This window comes from Kothea flammea (assembly GCF_052161645.1).
GTDB lineage: Bacteria > Planctomycetota > Planctomycetia > Pirellulales > Pirellulaceae > Laterigemmans.
Genome location: NZ_CP197414.1, coordinates 2,545,411 through 2,559,251 on the forward strand (window position 1 = coordinate 2,545,411; position 13,841 = coordinate 2,559,251).

The following is a 13,841-nucleotide window of genomic DNA, read 5'->3' on the forward strand; positions in this document are numbered from 1 at the left end:
AAGCGACAGCGATCAACCTTCCGAAAGCAACGACTCGACATCTGACTCAGAACCACCAAGCGACGGTTCCGACCGTCCGAGCGAGAGTGCATCGGATAGCAGCGACGGCTCCGACCGTCCGAGTGAAAGCGATTCAACCGAGGAACCCTCCGAAGATAGCAGCGGATCGAGTGAGCCTTGCAACAGCACATGGATTTGGTCGTGCGGTTGGGAATTGGTGAGCAGTGATTGTGAAGACCCCGGCGATCCACCTAGTTCGTCCGGTTCATTCGATGGAGCAGTAGCGGGGATGACAGCATGATGCATTGCCCACATCTAACGCCCGACAACCAATGCGAAGTGGCATGCCAACTCGCTGGATGTCGCGTGCAAACAACACCGACCGCCTGTAACGCGTGCCAGACCAATGACAACCCGTGCGCGATCAACGTCGTCACGATCGGCATGGCATTGGTCAACAAGAAGCGACGCAAGCAAGACATCACCGAGTTGGAAGCACTGCTTCGCAACTACATGCCAGACGAAGAACCGATGCCGGCCACGCTGAAAATGAGCAGCTACCGGCCCGGCCCCGGCAACGAACTCAAAAAGATGATCGCTTGGTTTGCAAAGCCCAGCGAAACATGCAACTGCGAAACCCGTGTCGACACGATGAACGACTGGGGTGCCGAAGGTTGCCGCCAAAACATTGACACGATCGTCGATTGGTTACTTGAAGAAGCCCAAGCAAGAGGACTCCCGCATGGAAGGTTTACGGCCACAGTCGCCCGCAGTCTCGTCAACACTGCCATCCGCAAGTACGAGCGGAAGTTCCCCGAAGGGGCACCCGAACCAGACCAAGACGATCCCGAGGACGAATTTGATCGTTGAACGCTGTTTCCTAATGAACCTCGATCGCCGCGATGATCGAATGCGAGAATGGATGCGGCAACTTCCCGATCCTTGGCCGTTCCCCGAACCAGAACGTTTCGCCGCGATCGACGGCCGGCGCGTCGCGACACCACCGCAGTGGCGAGCAGGCAATGGTGCGTGGGGGTGTTACCGATCTCACTTACTAATTCTCGAAAAGTGTCTGCTCGAACACATCGACTCGTACGTTGTCTTTGAAGACGACGCAGGGTTCGGAGACGACTTCTGCGAGCGACTGCAGCAGTTTATTGCCGAATTGCCTGCCGATTGGGGCATGGCGTATCTCGGCGGCCAACACCTCTACGCCGGAAAGAACCCGCCGCAAAAGGTTAGCGAACACGTCTATCGACCCTACAACGTGAATCGCACCCACGCGTTCATGGTCCGCGGGCGCGACGCGATGAAGACACTCTATCGGCATTTGACCTGGAACGATTGGCACTCCAAGCACCATATCGACCATCACCTCGGTCGCTTAATCCAACGTCGCTACCAAGCTCTGGTCCAGGGGAAGAACATTCAAAAGGAATCCATCGGCGTCTACACGCCCGATCGCTGGCTCGTTGGGCAACTGCCAACCAAATCGAACATCTGCGGACGCAAATGGAGTCAAACACGGTTCTTCAATGATGCCAAGAACGCGGATCATTCCGACGCACCGTTCTTTGCGGTCCTCGGCCCGCACCGCGCCGGCACGTCGTGCGTCGCGATGGTGATGCACCATCTTGGCGTTCACATGGGGAACCAACTTGGTGGCTACGAAGCGACCGGAGGCGGCGAGGCGCTCGGGTTAGCACAGCTTTGCGAAAAAGTGATGCGGTTCCCGGCAACGGACCCGAATGTCAGCGACGACCAACTGACTCAAATGCTCAAGTCGTGGATCGTCAGTCGCAAATCGGAAGCGAACCGCGACAAGACGGTCGCTGGAGCGAAGTATCCGCACCTGTGTCGCTTCGTGAATCACCTTCACGCCGGACTGGGCGATTCACTGCGAATCATCTCCGTCGAACGAGACATCGAAGCGTCGATTCGTTCACTGCAGAATCGCAGCGAGAAACATCGTGGCCAATGGTTCGCGGCGAACGACGAGGACTGTGAGGTTCTGCAACGCAGTCTCCGCGATCACCGAGACAACTTCATCGCAGACCATCCCGAAGTGCCGGTGTTTCGGATCGAGTTCGCCGAGTTGGTGACCTATCCCGAGGAGGTGATCAGCAATCTGGTCGAGTTCCTCGGGATCGCGCCGACGCAGGATGAAGTCCAGTCAGCGATCCAACACGTCAATCCAGATCTTCGGAAGTTCGGGTGAGCATCACGGTGAATAGCATCTCAACAGCAGACATTACGTTTTGCATCAAGACGATTCACCGACCTTGGTCCTGCCATCGCTTGGTCAACTCGCTTCGTGAGCACATTGCCGACCCAACCATCGTCGTTGTCGACGACGGTCGACCGGAACTTCGTTTCAGTGAGAAATATCCCGAAACCGCTAAGCTTTGCACGGTCATCAACCTTGATCAGCACGATGTGGGCGTTGGAGTTGGACGCAACGCAGCGATCGACGCGGCGCAGACCGAGTACATCTTCCTGTTGGACGACGATCACGTTGTCACGGCTGACTTTCACATCGACCGCGTTTGCGAGTACTTCGCGACGCACGAACTCGACATTCTCGCAGTCCGACAAGGCGGAGGAGGTCGACCCACGATGCTTTCGCCGTTGATGAACGGCAAACGCGTCTGGATGCACCGTGGCGAGAAGAAGCGTGTCGGCACCGTTGCCTGGTGCGACATGGTCAGCAATTCGTTTCTGGCTCGCAAGGAAACGATCGCGACGCTCCGTTGGGACGAAGCCCTGAAAACTTACGAGCACTGGGAGTTCTTCTACCGGGCGAGTCACCTTGCCAATCTGCAAATCGCGGTCGCGACGGATTGTTCAGTCGTCCATGCACACGTGGCCGGCACTGGTTACGGCAACCTGCGGGGAAGATCAAAGTTCCGAGCGATCGGACTTCGCAAGCACGGTTTCCATTCGATGCGGTATCCAGGAGGTCAAATCGTCCGTGCGTGAACAAATCACCTTTTGCATCAAGACGATTCATCGCCCGCAGTGTTGTGCCGCGCTCGTCCGCAGCATTTACCAACACTACGGCGAAGAACGACCCGCAATCCACGTGCTCGACGATGGGAAACCGGAGTCGCGATTCTCGTCGAGTTGTCCCGACGAGGCGGCAATGGTCGATCGACTGATTGAGACCGAGTACGACATTGGCTTGTCGGCCGGTCGTAACCGATTGCTCAACGCTGGCGACACCCCGATCGTGGTCTTTGCTGACGACGATCACTTGGTTACCAACCAAACCCGTCTGCAAGAATTGGCGGCCAAATTGAACCGTCACCATGACCTGGATCTCTTGGCCGGTTTATCGAATCTTCAAGAACGTCCAAAGCTGATGAAGTCTGATGGTCGGACGCTGAGGATTCCGCATGGGCACTACAAGCGACGCGGCTCAATTCGCTGGTGTCACTACGTCGGCAACTGCTTCGTCGCCTATCGCGACATCTTGCAGGCAATCCGCTGGGACGAATCGCTCAAAGTCGAAGAGCACTGGGACTTCTTCTGGCGATGCAAGCTCGCCGGCGTCAACGTCGCCTGCGATGTTTCTCATTCTTTCAAGCATGAACACATCGACCCACCCGGCTACCGGAGGCGCCGACCAGAGTTCTTGAGAACTGCCATTCGCAAACATGGAATCGAACGAGTCATGTGGCGCTAACGCCGCCTCTCATTTCTAACCATCCATAAAGCCAACCAATCATCGACCCATTCAGTTACGAATCTCTGGTTAATCCCGTTGACACGAAATGGAGTTCACAGATGTACGCGCTAATGCGATGCCTCGCTGCGTCGATGTTCTTGGTCTTTGCCTGCGCCGAATGTTCCGGCCAAACCTACCCCGATGGCACGTTAGTGATGTCCCGCTTGAAAGGACGTTTCGGCAACCTCCTTTCTCGCGTGACCGGGACGCACTACACGCACACGGCGATCGTGATTGATGGCAAAGTTTGCGAATCGACGTTTCCGCGAGCCAAATGCACACCGCTCAATCGCTACGCGGCCGGTAAGCCTTGGATCGTTCGGTACGTTTCCCCCAGCGAACCACTCACGCCTGCGCAAGTGCAAGGCATCCGCGATTACGCCTGGCGAAACGTTGGGCGACGCTATGGATTGAAGCAATTCTTTGATCCCAACTCTCGCCCGGATGGACGCATTTACTGCAGCCAGTTCGCGCATGGAGCAGTCTCGTCGGCGGGGATTCAACTTCCATCGAAATCTTGGCATACCCCCGACCGCCTTCTTCACGGATCGCCGATTCACCAATGAGTTCGTCAAACAATTCTAGCTTTACGGATGATCCAGCGATGATCGAACTGCCCGCGTTGGAATATCACCTCGCCCACGGCTGCAACCTCTCGTGCCAACAATGCAGCCACTACAGCAACTTTCATGTAGCGGGCAAAATGCCGACAGTCGAGGATGCCGGGGCGGATTTCGCGAATTGGTCGCATCGGCTCAAACCACGCCGTTTCGCATTACTCGGCGGCGAGCCACTCCTAAACCCGCAAATCCTCCGGCACATCCGACTCGCACGGCAACACTGGCCCGATAGCGACCTCATGCTGGTCACGAATGGTTTATTTCTGCATCGCTTTCCAGATCTACCAGCGGTGCTACTCGACACCAACTGCCGACTCGAAGTCAGCCAGCACGGCACGCACAACGATTACGTCAAGCGATTCCGCGAAGTCAAGCATCTCATCTGGCGATGGCGAGAGGATCACCCAGGCATCCAAATCAAGATCCGCCAATCGCATCGTGGTTGGATGCGGCAATACAACGTCGAGAACGGTAAGCCGGTCCCATTCGACTCCAGGCCAAAAGCCGCATTTAGGACCTGCATGCAGCGAACTTGCACGCAACTCCATCGCGGCATGTTGTGGAAGTGCCCCGCACTCGCGTACTTCGCTCAACTTGAAGCGAAGCTAAACCTACACGATCTCCCGCGATGGCAACTGTTCCGCGACTACAAGGCGATCGTTGCCGAAGCCACTGACGATGAGCTTCGCACGTTCATCGAAACCAAAGCTATCCCGCAGTGCGGGCTCTGCCCATCGCACCGCACCAAGTTCGTCCATCCAAATCCCCTGCAACGAAGTGTATTGCTATGACTGATGGTTCCTTCGAGCCCGACATGCCACCGTACCCGTTCGTTCCGCCTTTCGACCCGCCCGGCAGCGAGCCGCCATACCTTCCCGAAGGCAGTTCCACCGATGACGACGGTTCAAGCGACGACAGCTCCAGTAATGATATCGGCCCGCGACCGCCGTGGTGGCCCGACGACTACGACTGGCCGCCGCTACCCGAAGAACCGGTCGTGATTGAATCGCCACCACCGCTACCAACGATCATCTGGCCGCGACTCCCACCGGATCATCCGTATCACGTGCCGCCGGATCACTCGTATCCCGACAACTTGCCCGATGGGCATCCGGGACACTACTACCCAGGTATGCCACCCTATCCCGTCGTGCATCCCGGTGGTGCGGGCGATGACTGACCCAGCTACCCGACATCTTCGACGACTGGCCGTCGAGTTACGAAGACGACGAAGATTAGCGACCAACAACAACTAGCAAAAAATAAAACGCCGGCGTCCCAAATTGGGGCGTCGGCGTTTTTTCGATTTAGGATTGAACTCGCGAGTCTACGCGGCCATCGACGAGCAGCTTTCTTGGCACTTGCGGCAGCACTCGACGCACTTGTCCATGCTTCCAACCTTTTCGCAACTATCGGCACAGGCCTGGCAGATTTCTGCGCAGGCTGTGCAGTAGTGCGCGTGGTAGTCGCTGTTGCGGCTCATGAAACCGACGCACGCGTTGCAGGCTGCGATGCAATCGAGCATCAGTTTGACGTGTTTTTGTTCGACGTGAACGCCGCCTTCGGACAAGCACGTGGCCGTCAGCATGTCGCTGAGCACGGTTTGGCACTCTTGGCAGTTTTGGATGCAGTTTTGTTTCGACGCGGTGGCGGTTGCCATAGCTTGATTCTCCGTTTCGTGGATGGATTGGGTCACCGTGACCTGCCAGAACGGAATGCAAGTTGCATACCACCATGGGGTATCCTGACGAATGACAATCTGACAGCTTGGAGAGATCATGGCTCATTCCGAACATCACACGACATCTTTGCCCGTTTCTGATGGGCCGAAGCAAATCGACCCAGTTTGCGGAATGAAGGTTCCGGGCAACAGTCCTCGATCGGCCATGCATGACGGCAAGAAGTACGTTTTTTGCAGCGATGGTTGTCTGACAAAGTTCAAGAACGACCCGGCGGGAGTGCTGGCAAAGCGTGCTCAGAAGGACGCCGCTGAGACCTCTTCTTGCTGTGGAGGCGATGCGGCGGTGCATCAAATTGGTGAACAACCGCCGGCGTCATCGTGTTGCGGTGGTCAATCATCGTCCAGTGCGAACGATACGCCCGCAGACCCGACGGCGATCTACACGTGTCCGATGCATCCGGAAATCGAGCAGGTCGGCCCCGGCGACTGCCCGATTTGCGGGATGGATTTGGAGCCGAAGTTCGTTGACATGGCGGACCATGGCGACGACGAGCAATACGCCGATATGAAGCGACGGTTTTGGGTCGGTGTTGCGTTGTCGGTTCCGTTGCTAGTGATTGCGATGGGGCCGATGGTGGGCTTACGTGTCGCCGATTGGATGAACAACAGCGTGTTTGGTTGGCTGCAGTTGGCTCTCGCGACGCCGGTCGTGTTTTGGTGCGGATGGCCGTTGTTGGTGCGTGGTGCCAAGTCGTTTCGCAGTCTGAACCTGAACATGTTCTCGTTGATCGCGGTGGGCACTTTGGCCGCGTATCTATTCAGCCTCGTGGTGGTGCTGGTTCCAGGTGCGATCCCCGAAGCGTTCTTTGAAAACGGTGTTCCGCCGCTGTACTTCGAGGCTGCGGCCGTGATCATCACGTTGGTGTTGCTTGGGCAAGTCTTGGAATTGCGGGCACGCCAACAAACCGGCGGCGCGATTCGCGAGTTGATGCAATTGGCACCCGAGACGGCGACGCGGATCAGCGAAGATGGCGAAGAAGAAGTGTCGCTCGACGCGGTTCGCAAGGGCGATCGTTTGCGGGTGCGTCCTGGTGAGAAGGTGCCGGTGGACGGCCGCGTGGTCAGCGGTTCGAGCAGCGTTGATGAGTCGATGTTGACGGGCGAGCCGATTCCGGTGCAGAAGGTCGAAGGCGACGAGGTCACCGGCGGGACGCTGAATCAAACCGGTGCGTTGGTAATGGAAGCGGTCGGTGTCGGCGGCGACACGGTTCTGAACCGGATCGTGCAGATGGTCGCGGACGCTCAGCGAAGTCGTGCTCCGATTCAAAAGTTGGTCGACGTGGTTGCTCGGTATTTTGTACCAGCCGTGATTGCATGTTCGATCGCGGCGTTCATTGGCTGGGCAGTTTGGGGGCCAGAACCGCAGTTGGCTCATGCCTTTGTCGCGGCGGTCGCAGTTTTGATCATCGCTTGCCCTTGCGCGTTGGGGCTCGCCACGCCGATGTCGGTGATGGTCGGTGTGGGGCGAGGTGCGAAGGAAGGAGTGTTGATCAAGAATGCAGAAGTGTTAGAGGTGATGGAAAATGTCGACACGATCGTCGTTGACAAGACGGGAACGCTAACGCAGGGGCGGCCGGAGGTAACGGCGGTTAAGACGTTCGGTGACTGGAACGAGAGCGATGTGTTGACGTTGGCCGCGGCGGTGGAAGAACAAAGCGAGCACCCGTTGGCTCAAGCGGTGGTGCGTCGTGCGAGAGCCGATGGATTGCAAACGGTCGAAGCGAAGGACTTCGACAGCATTACCGGCGGTGGCGTGCGTGCTCGCGTGGACGATCACGACGTGCTGATTGGCAAAGCGGATCTATTGGATGAACAAGGCGTCGCGAATGTCGATGCAGGTCGATCGCAAGCCGGATCGCATCAGTCCGAAGGTGCGACGGTTGTATTCGTTTCGATTGACAATCAACTCGCGGCGATCATGGCGATCACTGACCCGATCAAGGAGAGCACGCCGGCGGCTTTGAGGACGCTGCACGAACTTGGTTTGAAAGTCATCATGCTGACGGGCGATGCAGAACCGACGGCGCGTGCGGTTGCCGGCAAGCTGGGCATCGACGAATTCCACGCTGGTGTGTCGCCCGAGGACAAGCACGACTTCGTTCGCAAGTTGAAGAGCGAGGGTAAGACGGTTGCGATGTGCGGTGATGGAATCAATGACGCTCCGGCATTAGCCGAATCGAACGTTGGCATCGCGATGGGAACCGGAACGGGTGTGGCGATCGAGTCGGCAGGAATAACGTTGGTCGGCGGCGATTTACGCGGCGTGGCGGCGGCCGGCAATTTGAGTCGCAAGACGATGAGCAACATCCGTCAAAATTTGTTCTTCGCGTTCATCTACAACGCATTGGGGATTCCGGTTGCTGCGGGACTGCTCTATCCGGTGTTCGGCATCCTGCTTAGCCCGATGATCGCGGCGGCGGCGATGAGCTTGAGCAGCGTGTCGGTGATCGCGAATGCGTTGCGACTGAGAGCAACGAAGCTCACCTGAAAACACATTCCTCAAGCAGTCCGCCGGTTCGCGGATGTTGACCAAACCCATCTAACCCCAGGTAGCAGATCAGGCTAGAATCAGGCCCGGCCATGTTATCTCGGCAAAAAGTTCACACGAATGCTCTCAGACGACGAGAAAAAAAAGCTCAACAATCGACTCCGGCGTGTCATCGGACAGGTCGAGGCGGTTGGTCGTATGATCGAGGAAGAGGAATACTGTGTCGACATTTTGATGCAATTGTCGGCCGCGACTGGTGCTTTGGATAAGGTCGGGCAGATCGTTTTGGAAGAGCACATCAAGTCATGTGTGAGCGATGCGATCGAAAGCGGTGACGCGGCTGATCGGGATGAAAAGATCGCTGAACTGATTAAAATCTTCCGTAAGTACTCCGACTGAGACCTGCGCCGGTCAGCCGAGACGTTCATAGAAGCTTTGATTGAATTTTCTGTTCTCGCCGTGAAGAAGTGACGGTGTCACGCATCCAAAGAGCATCAAAGAAAAGATTCCTTACTGAGAATCCTTTGAAATCTCTTGGAACTGTCCGTCATGAACCGCCGCCACACCAACTCAGCCGCTCGACTGTTTGCTGCTTTTGCAGTAATCGCGGTGCTGTTGGCGTCCTCGCCGGCAGCTCGGGCAGGATCGCACGACGCGAAGCCTTGCCCTCATGCTTGCTGCCAATCGCAGCCGGTCGGGCACAGTTGCTGTGACGGCGAATCGTCGCACGAATGCCCCGCAATGGCTTCGTGTGAGACGACCGTCTGGTTGCCGCCGCGAACGTCTGGCGATGAACCGATACCACGTGGTTTGGATCGCATCGACTTCTCGCGGATCGTTTGGAAGCCTGAATCGGTTGCCCTCGGCCGAGTGGTTTCTCTTGTCCGCTCCAACTCCCTGATTGAACAACACGTTCGTCTTCAGATTTAGCGGTTGGCTCTGCTTCGACCTGCGAAGTCAGACCCAATTCAAAAAACGAAGATGTTTCTGTTTCCCAATCGGTGCATGTCGATGTCGGCTGCGCCATCAATCTTGGAGTTTCCAAAATGTTAGCAACTGTATTCTCTGCTGTTCTGTTCGCCGTTTCCTTCGTCCCCGCTGGCAATGTTAACACTGCCGCCTCGGCTGGGCCGACGTGTTGTGCGAAGCACGCATACTGCTGCACTGTCCAAGCGGCGTGCTGCGGCACGCAATCTGAAACGAAAGCGACCACTGACGAAGTGGCGAACGCAACTTCTCAACCCACATGCTGTGCCAAGCATGCTTATTGCTGCTCGGTAAACGCACGATGCTGCGGCAAGCACACTGAGACAAAAGCTGTAACCAGCGAAGTCGTCAGCACGGTCGGGCAACCGACCTGCTGTGCAAAGCGGGCGTACTGCTGCAGCGTTGGGGCGGCCTGTTGCGAAAATGGATCGGCAAGTGCTACGGAAGTCGAACCTGCTGAACTCGGCTAATCGCTTCTGAAACCGTTCGATCCCACATTGGCCGGGCGAGCCTGAAAACTCGCCTGGCTTTTCTGTTTAAGGTGCCATCATGGACACATTCAAACACCGATGGCATCAGTTGCCGATCAGCCGGCAATTGCTTGTCCTCGTCAATGCAATTCTCTTTGGTTTTGTCGTTCTGTTTCTTTTCGTTGACTACCGCGTGAGGATGGATCGGCATTTGAACGAGAAGCAGATCGCGTTGACCGAAGAAGCGAAAACGATGTACGAGTCACTGTTGGTCGCTGAACCTCACGGCGGCGAGGCGATTCAAAATCTGGTTGACAACGTCTGCGCTCGAATGAATACCGACGATTCACCCGGTCACCATATTGCTGCGGATTGGCGAGGGCTACCGTACCAAGCCGTCTCACACGGGCATGCCTCCAACGAAATGCTCCTGGCAATGCGGTCGGCTGCTGATTCAGCAGACGCCGAATCAAACGCCAATGGTGCGCTCGTTGTCGGGGCCTTCGCCGGACCAGCGGGCACTGTTTACATTTCCGAAAAACGTTCAGCAGTCGTGGGCACGACACGTCGCTCGTTGTTGACCCAGATGCTAGCGGTGTTGTTGCTCGGAGCGATTGCGGCTTTCGTGGTCAGCGCGGTGCTGCGGCAATTGATCGCCAAACCGATCCAGGGTTTCGTTTCGGCATTACGGAGTGTTGCCGCCGGAGACCTAAGCGTGATCGCACGGACGCGAAGCTGTCGGGAACTGAGTTATCTCGCTGATCAGATCAATTCGATGACTGAGGCACTGGACCACGCTCAACGCGACCATCGCGTTCACATGGAGAAGGCTCGCCAGATCCAACAGAACTTACGACCGACGGTGAATGGCTTAGTTGGAATCGACGTCGCCGAGTTGTTCGAGCCGGCCGACGATGTTGGCGGCGACTACTACGACGTGATTCCATTGTCCGATGGACGCTATTTACTTTGCGTCGCCGATGTATCAGGGCACGGTGTGCCGGCCACGATGGCGGCGACGTTGTTGAAGGCATTCGTGTCAGAGGCTGCGAAGAAGTCGACGAGTCCCGCTGCGATCTTGACCGACGTCAACGAGCGGTATTGTGAATACGTCATGATGGGCCACTTCGCGACCATGACTCTGTTGGTTGTCGATCCGCGACACAGACAATTGACCTACGCCAACGCTGGCCACGAACTCCCCTTCTTGCAAATCGGAGACGCAACGCCGACGCGGTTGAGCGTTGGCGATTTAATCTTGGGTGTTGAGGAAGACACACACTACGACGAAGAAACGATATTGCTCCCCGACACCGCTCGCTTGGTCATCGTCAGCGACGGCGTGACCGAGGCGTTTGACCCAAGCGAAGAACAATTCGGCACCGAACGAATTGAAGCAATCATGAATACAACCAAGACGCGGAATGCTGAGGAATTGGTGGCAGCGTTCGAGTCGTCACTGGAAGCCTTCCGTCGAGGTCGAAAGGCGTTTGACGACACGACATTGTTAGTCGCCCAGCTAGGTTGAGTCGGGCGAGCGATTGTCGCCAACGTACCGCCCAACCGAGAATCCAATCATGTTCGGAAGCACTGGGTAGGTCGCTCGACTGAGCGGTCCGATGCGGAACAGGGATGCTTGGCCGACTTTTTGGAATCGCATTCGCTCGACCGCTCGCAGCGCGTTGCAGTTAGATGCTTCGGTCGTCAGCACCAAGTGTCGGATGCGGTTGCTTTGCAATTCGTCGGCCATTTGGCTCAGGATAGTTGCGTACAGCCGACGGCCTCGGTGCTGGGGAAGCACTAGGACTTGGAAGATGAACGCGGATTCACTCGCCAGCTGAATTGGTAATCCGGTTTCGGGCTTGCCGTCGTGGTTCATCTCGGCCGGGATGTTTTCAAACGCAGCCCATGCGAAACCCGCCAAAGATTCGCCGTGAAAGGCAGCGAAACATTTCGATTTGCCGGCATCCAGCATTTGTAAATCTCGCTCCGGGATCGCGTCATCCAGCTCGGATGCGTGATCGCGTATCTGCTTGGATGAACACGAACGCATCGTGTACCCATCGGGCGTCGGTGTTCGCGGCATCTTGTCGATGGGCGTTTGGTAAAAATAACAAATGTTCGCGATCGCGAAACGCCGCACGACTCGATACGCCAGCCAGCGTATCGAGCGATTTGATGAAATTTTCATGGGCCAAGCGCTCCGCGTTAGTGGCAACAGCTTTCGCCGCCGACTGAGCGACGGGGTGAAGCTGAGACGGCAGCGGCGGAATACGATCGTTCGACGGGCGATTGATAGTCGGTGTCGAGGTCAACGGTTGTGTCGTACTGGATGTCGGCGGCGACTTGGTCGGCGTATTGATGGGCGGCCTGGGTTGTTTCGTCTTTGTGCTTGCTGCCCCAAGGCATTGATTGGCATCCGACTGACAGTGAGAGGTTGCAGATGAGCGCAGCGGTAGCGCAGAACTTTCCTAGCGATTTCATGACGACGTCCTTGTCGTGAGTTGAAAACAAAAAGGCAGGGACGGCGTGGTGACGTCATCACTTGCGTGAATCAGCCGCGACACCGCCCCCGCGTGTGTCAGAAAGAGAGCGAGCAGTTCTCGCTCCCGAGTTGATTAACGAATCGTTGGAGCGTCGACTCCTTGTGACTTCAGAACAGCTAACCACTTTTGCGGTTCTGCTGCGATCTTCTTCGCGCATCCGGGGCAGCAGATGTAGATCGCTTTGCCCGCTGCGTTGACTTTGTATGGCCCGCCCATCGCATCAAGCGGTTCGTCCATCACAGGGCAGTTCTTTTGTGCGGCAATGAAGGGGGCGTCGGCAGCGACCACTTTGAAAATGCCTTCACGAACCTGCTCGGTCCCTGGTGGAACTGCTGACGCGGTCGTGGTGCTGGTCTTACCGTTGCCGTAAACCATCGCTAGATATTTTGCTGGCTCGGCCTCAATTTTCTTGATGCATCCTTTGCAGCACAGATAGATCGGCTTGTCACCAACCATCACCTTGATCGGTGTGCCCATGCCGCCGAGCGGTTCGTCCATCACGGGACAAACCTTCTGGGCTGCGATGGCTGCCGCGTCGGCTTGGGTTGCCGTCGTCACCGTGATCTGCGGACGGCCGGCGGCATACTTGGTCGGGTTTGACTTGACCGCGTTCACGCAGCCTGCACAGCAAACGTAGAGCTTCTGTCCGTTCACATCGACGGCCACTGGATCGCCCATGCTACCGAGCGGCTTGCCGCTGACGGGGCAGATTTTCTGGCGTGCGATTGCTGCTGCAGCGAGTTGCTGTTCGCTTGCGGGCACCGTGGCGACTTCGTTGAAGCTAACAGTGCTCCCGCCGGAAGCCTTCATTCCGACCAGTTGAACATCGACGTCGATTTGTCGACCTGCAAGCTGCGAAAGATTGACTGGAGCCGTCAAAGCTCCCTTGCCATCGGGCAATAAGTCGTAGCGATAACGTTTCGCGTTGCCTTCGACTCGTACAGAGACAGCGCCGCGCCCCTGGTCGACCGAGACCGGTTGGCCAGCGCGGTCGTAGACAAACATTTGCAGTCCGCCTTGGGAAACAATCGTTTCAATTTGCAGGTTGCCGGTTTGTTTCAAGCTGCCGCCATGTGGACCAGCTTGAGTTACTTCGCGAGCCTGCGTCATGCCGGGCATCGCGTGGTTGTGTCCAGCGTGATCGTGCTGCGATTGAATCGTTTGCCCAAACACGGTCGATGCGGACACCGCGAGTGACAAAGCAGTGATGATGAGTGTTCGTTTCATGGGAGAACTCCGTTGGTAAAGTCAGGACGCCATCC

General features: G+C 56.8%; 15 protein-coding genes. 11 read left to right on the top strand and 4 right to left on the bottom strand.

Annotated elements, in window-relative coordinates:
* Positions 1-297 precede the first annotated feature (297 nt).
* The 7 genes from SH139x_RS09290 to SH139x_RS09320 all read left to right on the top strand — a co-directional run bounded on the left by SH139x_RS09290 (position 298) and on the right by SH139x_RS09320 (position 5,527).
* The gene (locus SH139x_RS09290; RefSeq protein ID WP_488354988.1) at positions 298-870 is read left to right on the top strand and encodes a hypothetical protein; all 573 of its coding nucleotides are present in this window, start codon (positions 298-300) and stop codon (positions 868-870) included.
* 13 nt (positions 871-883) lie between these two features.
* A complete protein-coding gene (locus SH139x_RS09295) occupies positions 884-2,218 on the top strand; it encodes a glycosyltransferase family 25 protein (RefSeq protein WP_488354989.1) in 1,335 nt (444 codons plus the stop codon).
* A gap of 8 nt (positions 2,219-2,226) precedes the next feature.
* Positions 2,227-2,979, top strand: coding sequence for a glycosyltransferase family 2 protein (locus tag SH139x_RS09300; protein WP_488354990.1), 753 nt, complete (start codon positions 2,227-2,229; stop codon positions 2,977-2,979).
* Positions 2,972-3,685, top strand: a complete 714-nt coding sequence (locus tag SH139x_RS09305) for a glycosyltransferase family 2 protein (protein WP_488354991.1) — start codon at positions 2,972-2,974, stop codon at positions 3,683-3,685. The genes SH139x_RS09300 and SH139x_RS09305 overlap by 8 nt, the downstream gene beginning before the upstream one ends.
* Before the next feature lie 101 nt (positions 3,686-3,786).
* Positions 3,787-4,293, top strand: coding sequence for a hypothetical protein (locus SH139x_RS09310; protein ID WP_488354992.1), 507 nt, complete (start codon positions 3,787-3,789; stop codon positions 4,291-4,293).
* 38 nt (positions 4,294-4,331) lie between these two features.
* Positions 4,332-5,138, top strand: a complete 807-nt coding sequence (locus SH139x_RS09315; RefSeq protein ID WP_488354993.1) for a radical SAM protein — start codon at positions 4,332-4,334, stop codon at positions 5,136-5,138.
* Positions 5,135-5,527: a hypothetical protein gene (locus SH139x_RS09320; protein ID WP_488354994.1), complete on the top strand. Its 393-nt coding sequence runs from the start codon at positions 5,135-5,137 to the stop codon at positions 5,525-5,527. The genes SH139x_RS09315 and SH139x_RS09320 overlap by 4 nt, the downstream gene beginning before the upstream one ends.
* A 147-nt stretch (positions 5,528-5,674) precedes the next feature.
* Here the strand turns inward: SH139x_RS09320 and SH139x_RS09325 are convergent, their stop codons facing one another.
* Positions 5,675-6,007, bottom strand: coding sequence for a four-helix bundle copper-binding protein (locus SH139x_RS09325; protein ID WP_488354995.1), 333 nt, complete (start codon positions 6,005-6,007; stop codon positions 5,675-5,677).
* Between the two features lie 118 nt (positions 6,008-6,125).
* Between SH139x_RS09325 and SH139x_RS09330 the strand changes: the two genes are divergently transcribed.
* From SH139x_RS09330 to SH139x_RS09345, 4 genes are all read left to right on the top strand, one after another.
* Positions 6,126-8,576 (top strand): heavy metal translocating P-type ATPase, encoded by a 2,451-nt coding sequence (locus tag SH139x_RS09330; protein ID WP_488354996.1) that lies wholly within the window; start codon positions 6,126-6,128, stop codon positions 8,574-8,576.
* A 120-nt stretch (positions 8,577-8,696) separates the two neighbouring features.
* Complete coding sequence (locus tag SH139x_RS09335; RefSeq protein WP_488354997.1) at positions 8,697-8,975, top strand: metal-sensitive transcriptional regulator; 279 nt, start codon at positions 8,697-8,699, stop codon at positions 8,973-8,975.
* A gap of 150 nt (positions 8,976-9,125) precedes the next feature.
* Positions 9,126-9,506: a hypothetical protein gene (locus tag SH139x_RS09340; RefSeq protein ID WP_488354998.1), complete on the top strand. Its 381-nt coding sequence runs from the start codon at positions 9,126-9,128 to the stop codon at positions 9,504-9,506.
* 606 nt (positions 9,507-10,112) lie between these two features.
* Positions 10,113-11,561 (top strand): PP2C family protein-serine/threonine phosphatase, encoded by a 1,449-nt coding sequence (locus tag SH139x_RS09345; RefSeq protein ID WP_488354999.1) that lies wholly within the window; start codon positions 10,113-10,115, stop codon positions 11,559-11,561.
* On the opposite strand, the gene SH139x_RS09350 is transcribed toward SH139x_RS09345, so the two are convergent.
* From SH139x_RS09350 to SH139x_RS09360, 3 genes are all read right to left on the bottom strand, one after another.
* Entirely contained in the window at positions 11,553-12,224 is a 672-nt protein-coding gene (locus SH139x_RS09350) for a GNAT family N-acetyltransferase (RefSeq protein WP_488355000.1), read from the bottom strand. The genes SH139x_RS09345 and SH139x_RS09350 overlap by 9 nt on opposite strands.
* A 17-nt stretch (positions 12,225-12,241) precedes the next feature.
* Positions 12,242-12,517: a hypothetical protein gene (locus SH139x_RS09355; protein ID WP_488355001.1), complete on the bottom strand. Its 276-nt coding sequence runs from the start codon at positions 12,515-12,517 to the stop codon at positions 12,242-12,244.
* Positions 12,518-12,651: 134 nt separating this feature from the next.
* A complete protein-coding gene (locus tag SH139x_RS09360) occupies positions 12,652-13,806 on the bottom strand; it encodes a hypothetical protein (RefSeq protein ID WP_488355002.1) in 1,155 nt (384 codons plus the stop codon).
* Positions 13,807-13,841: the final 35 nt, after the last annotated feature.

Coding starts and splice junctions, on each gene's coding strand:
- SH139x_RS09315 (WP_488354993.1), top strand. CDS start 4,332: ATGATCGAACTGCCCGCGTTGGAATATCACCTCGCCCACGGCTGCAAC.
- SH139x_RS09360 (WP_488355002.1), bottom strand. CDS start 13,806: ATGAAACGAACACTCATCATCACTGCTTTGTCACTCGCGGTGTCCGCA.
- SH139x_RS09325 (WP_488354995.1), bottom strand. CDS start 6,007: ATGGCAACCGCCACCGCGTCGAAACAAAACTGCATCCAAAACTGCCAA.
- SH139x_RS09340 (WP_488354998.1), top strand. CDS start 9,126: ATGAACCGCCGCCACACCAACTCAGCCGCTCGACTGTTTGCTGCTTTT.
- SH139x_RS09355 (WP_488355001.1), bottom strand. CDS start 12,517: ATGAAATCGCTAGGAAAGTTCTGCGCTACCGCTGCGCTCATCTGCAAC.
- SH139x_RS09335 (WP_488354997.1), top strand. CDS start 8,697: ATGCTCTCAGACGACGAGAAAAAAAAGCTCAACAATCGACTCCGGCGT.
- SH139x_RS09295 (WP_488354989.1), top strand. CDS start 884: ATGAACCTCGATCGCCGCGATGATCGAATGCGAGAATGGATGCGGCAA.
- SH139x_RS09330 (WP_488354996.1), top strand. CDS start 6,126: ATGGCTCATTCCGAACATCACACGACATCTTTGCCCGTTTCTGATGGG.
- SH139x_RS09350 (WP_488355000.1), bottom strand. CDS start 12,224: ATGAAAATTTCATCAAATCGCTCGATACGCTGGCTGGCGTATCGAGTC.
- SH139x_RS09320 (WP_488354994.1), top strand. CDS start 5,135: ATGACTGATGGTTCCTTCGAGCCCGACATGCCACCGTACCCGTTCGTT.
- SH139x_RS09345 (WP_488354999.1), top strand. CDS start 10,113: ATGGACACATTCAAACACCGATGGCATCAGTTGCCGATCAGCCGGCAA.
- SH139x_RS09290 (WP_488354988.1), top strand. CDS start 298: ATGATGCATTGCCCACATCTAACGCCCGACAACCAATGCGAAGTGGCA.
- SH139x_RS09310 (WP_488354992.1), top strand. CDS start 3,787: ATGTACGCGCTAATGCGATGCCTCGCTGCGTCGATGTTCTTGGTCTTT.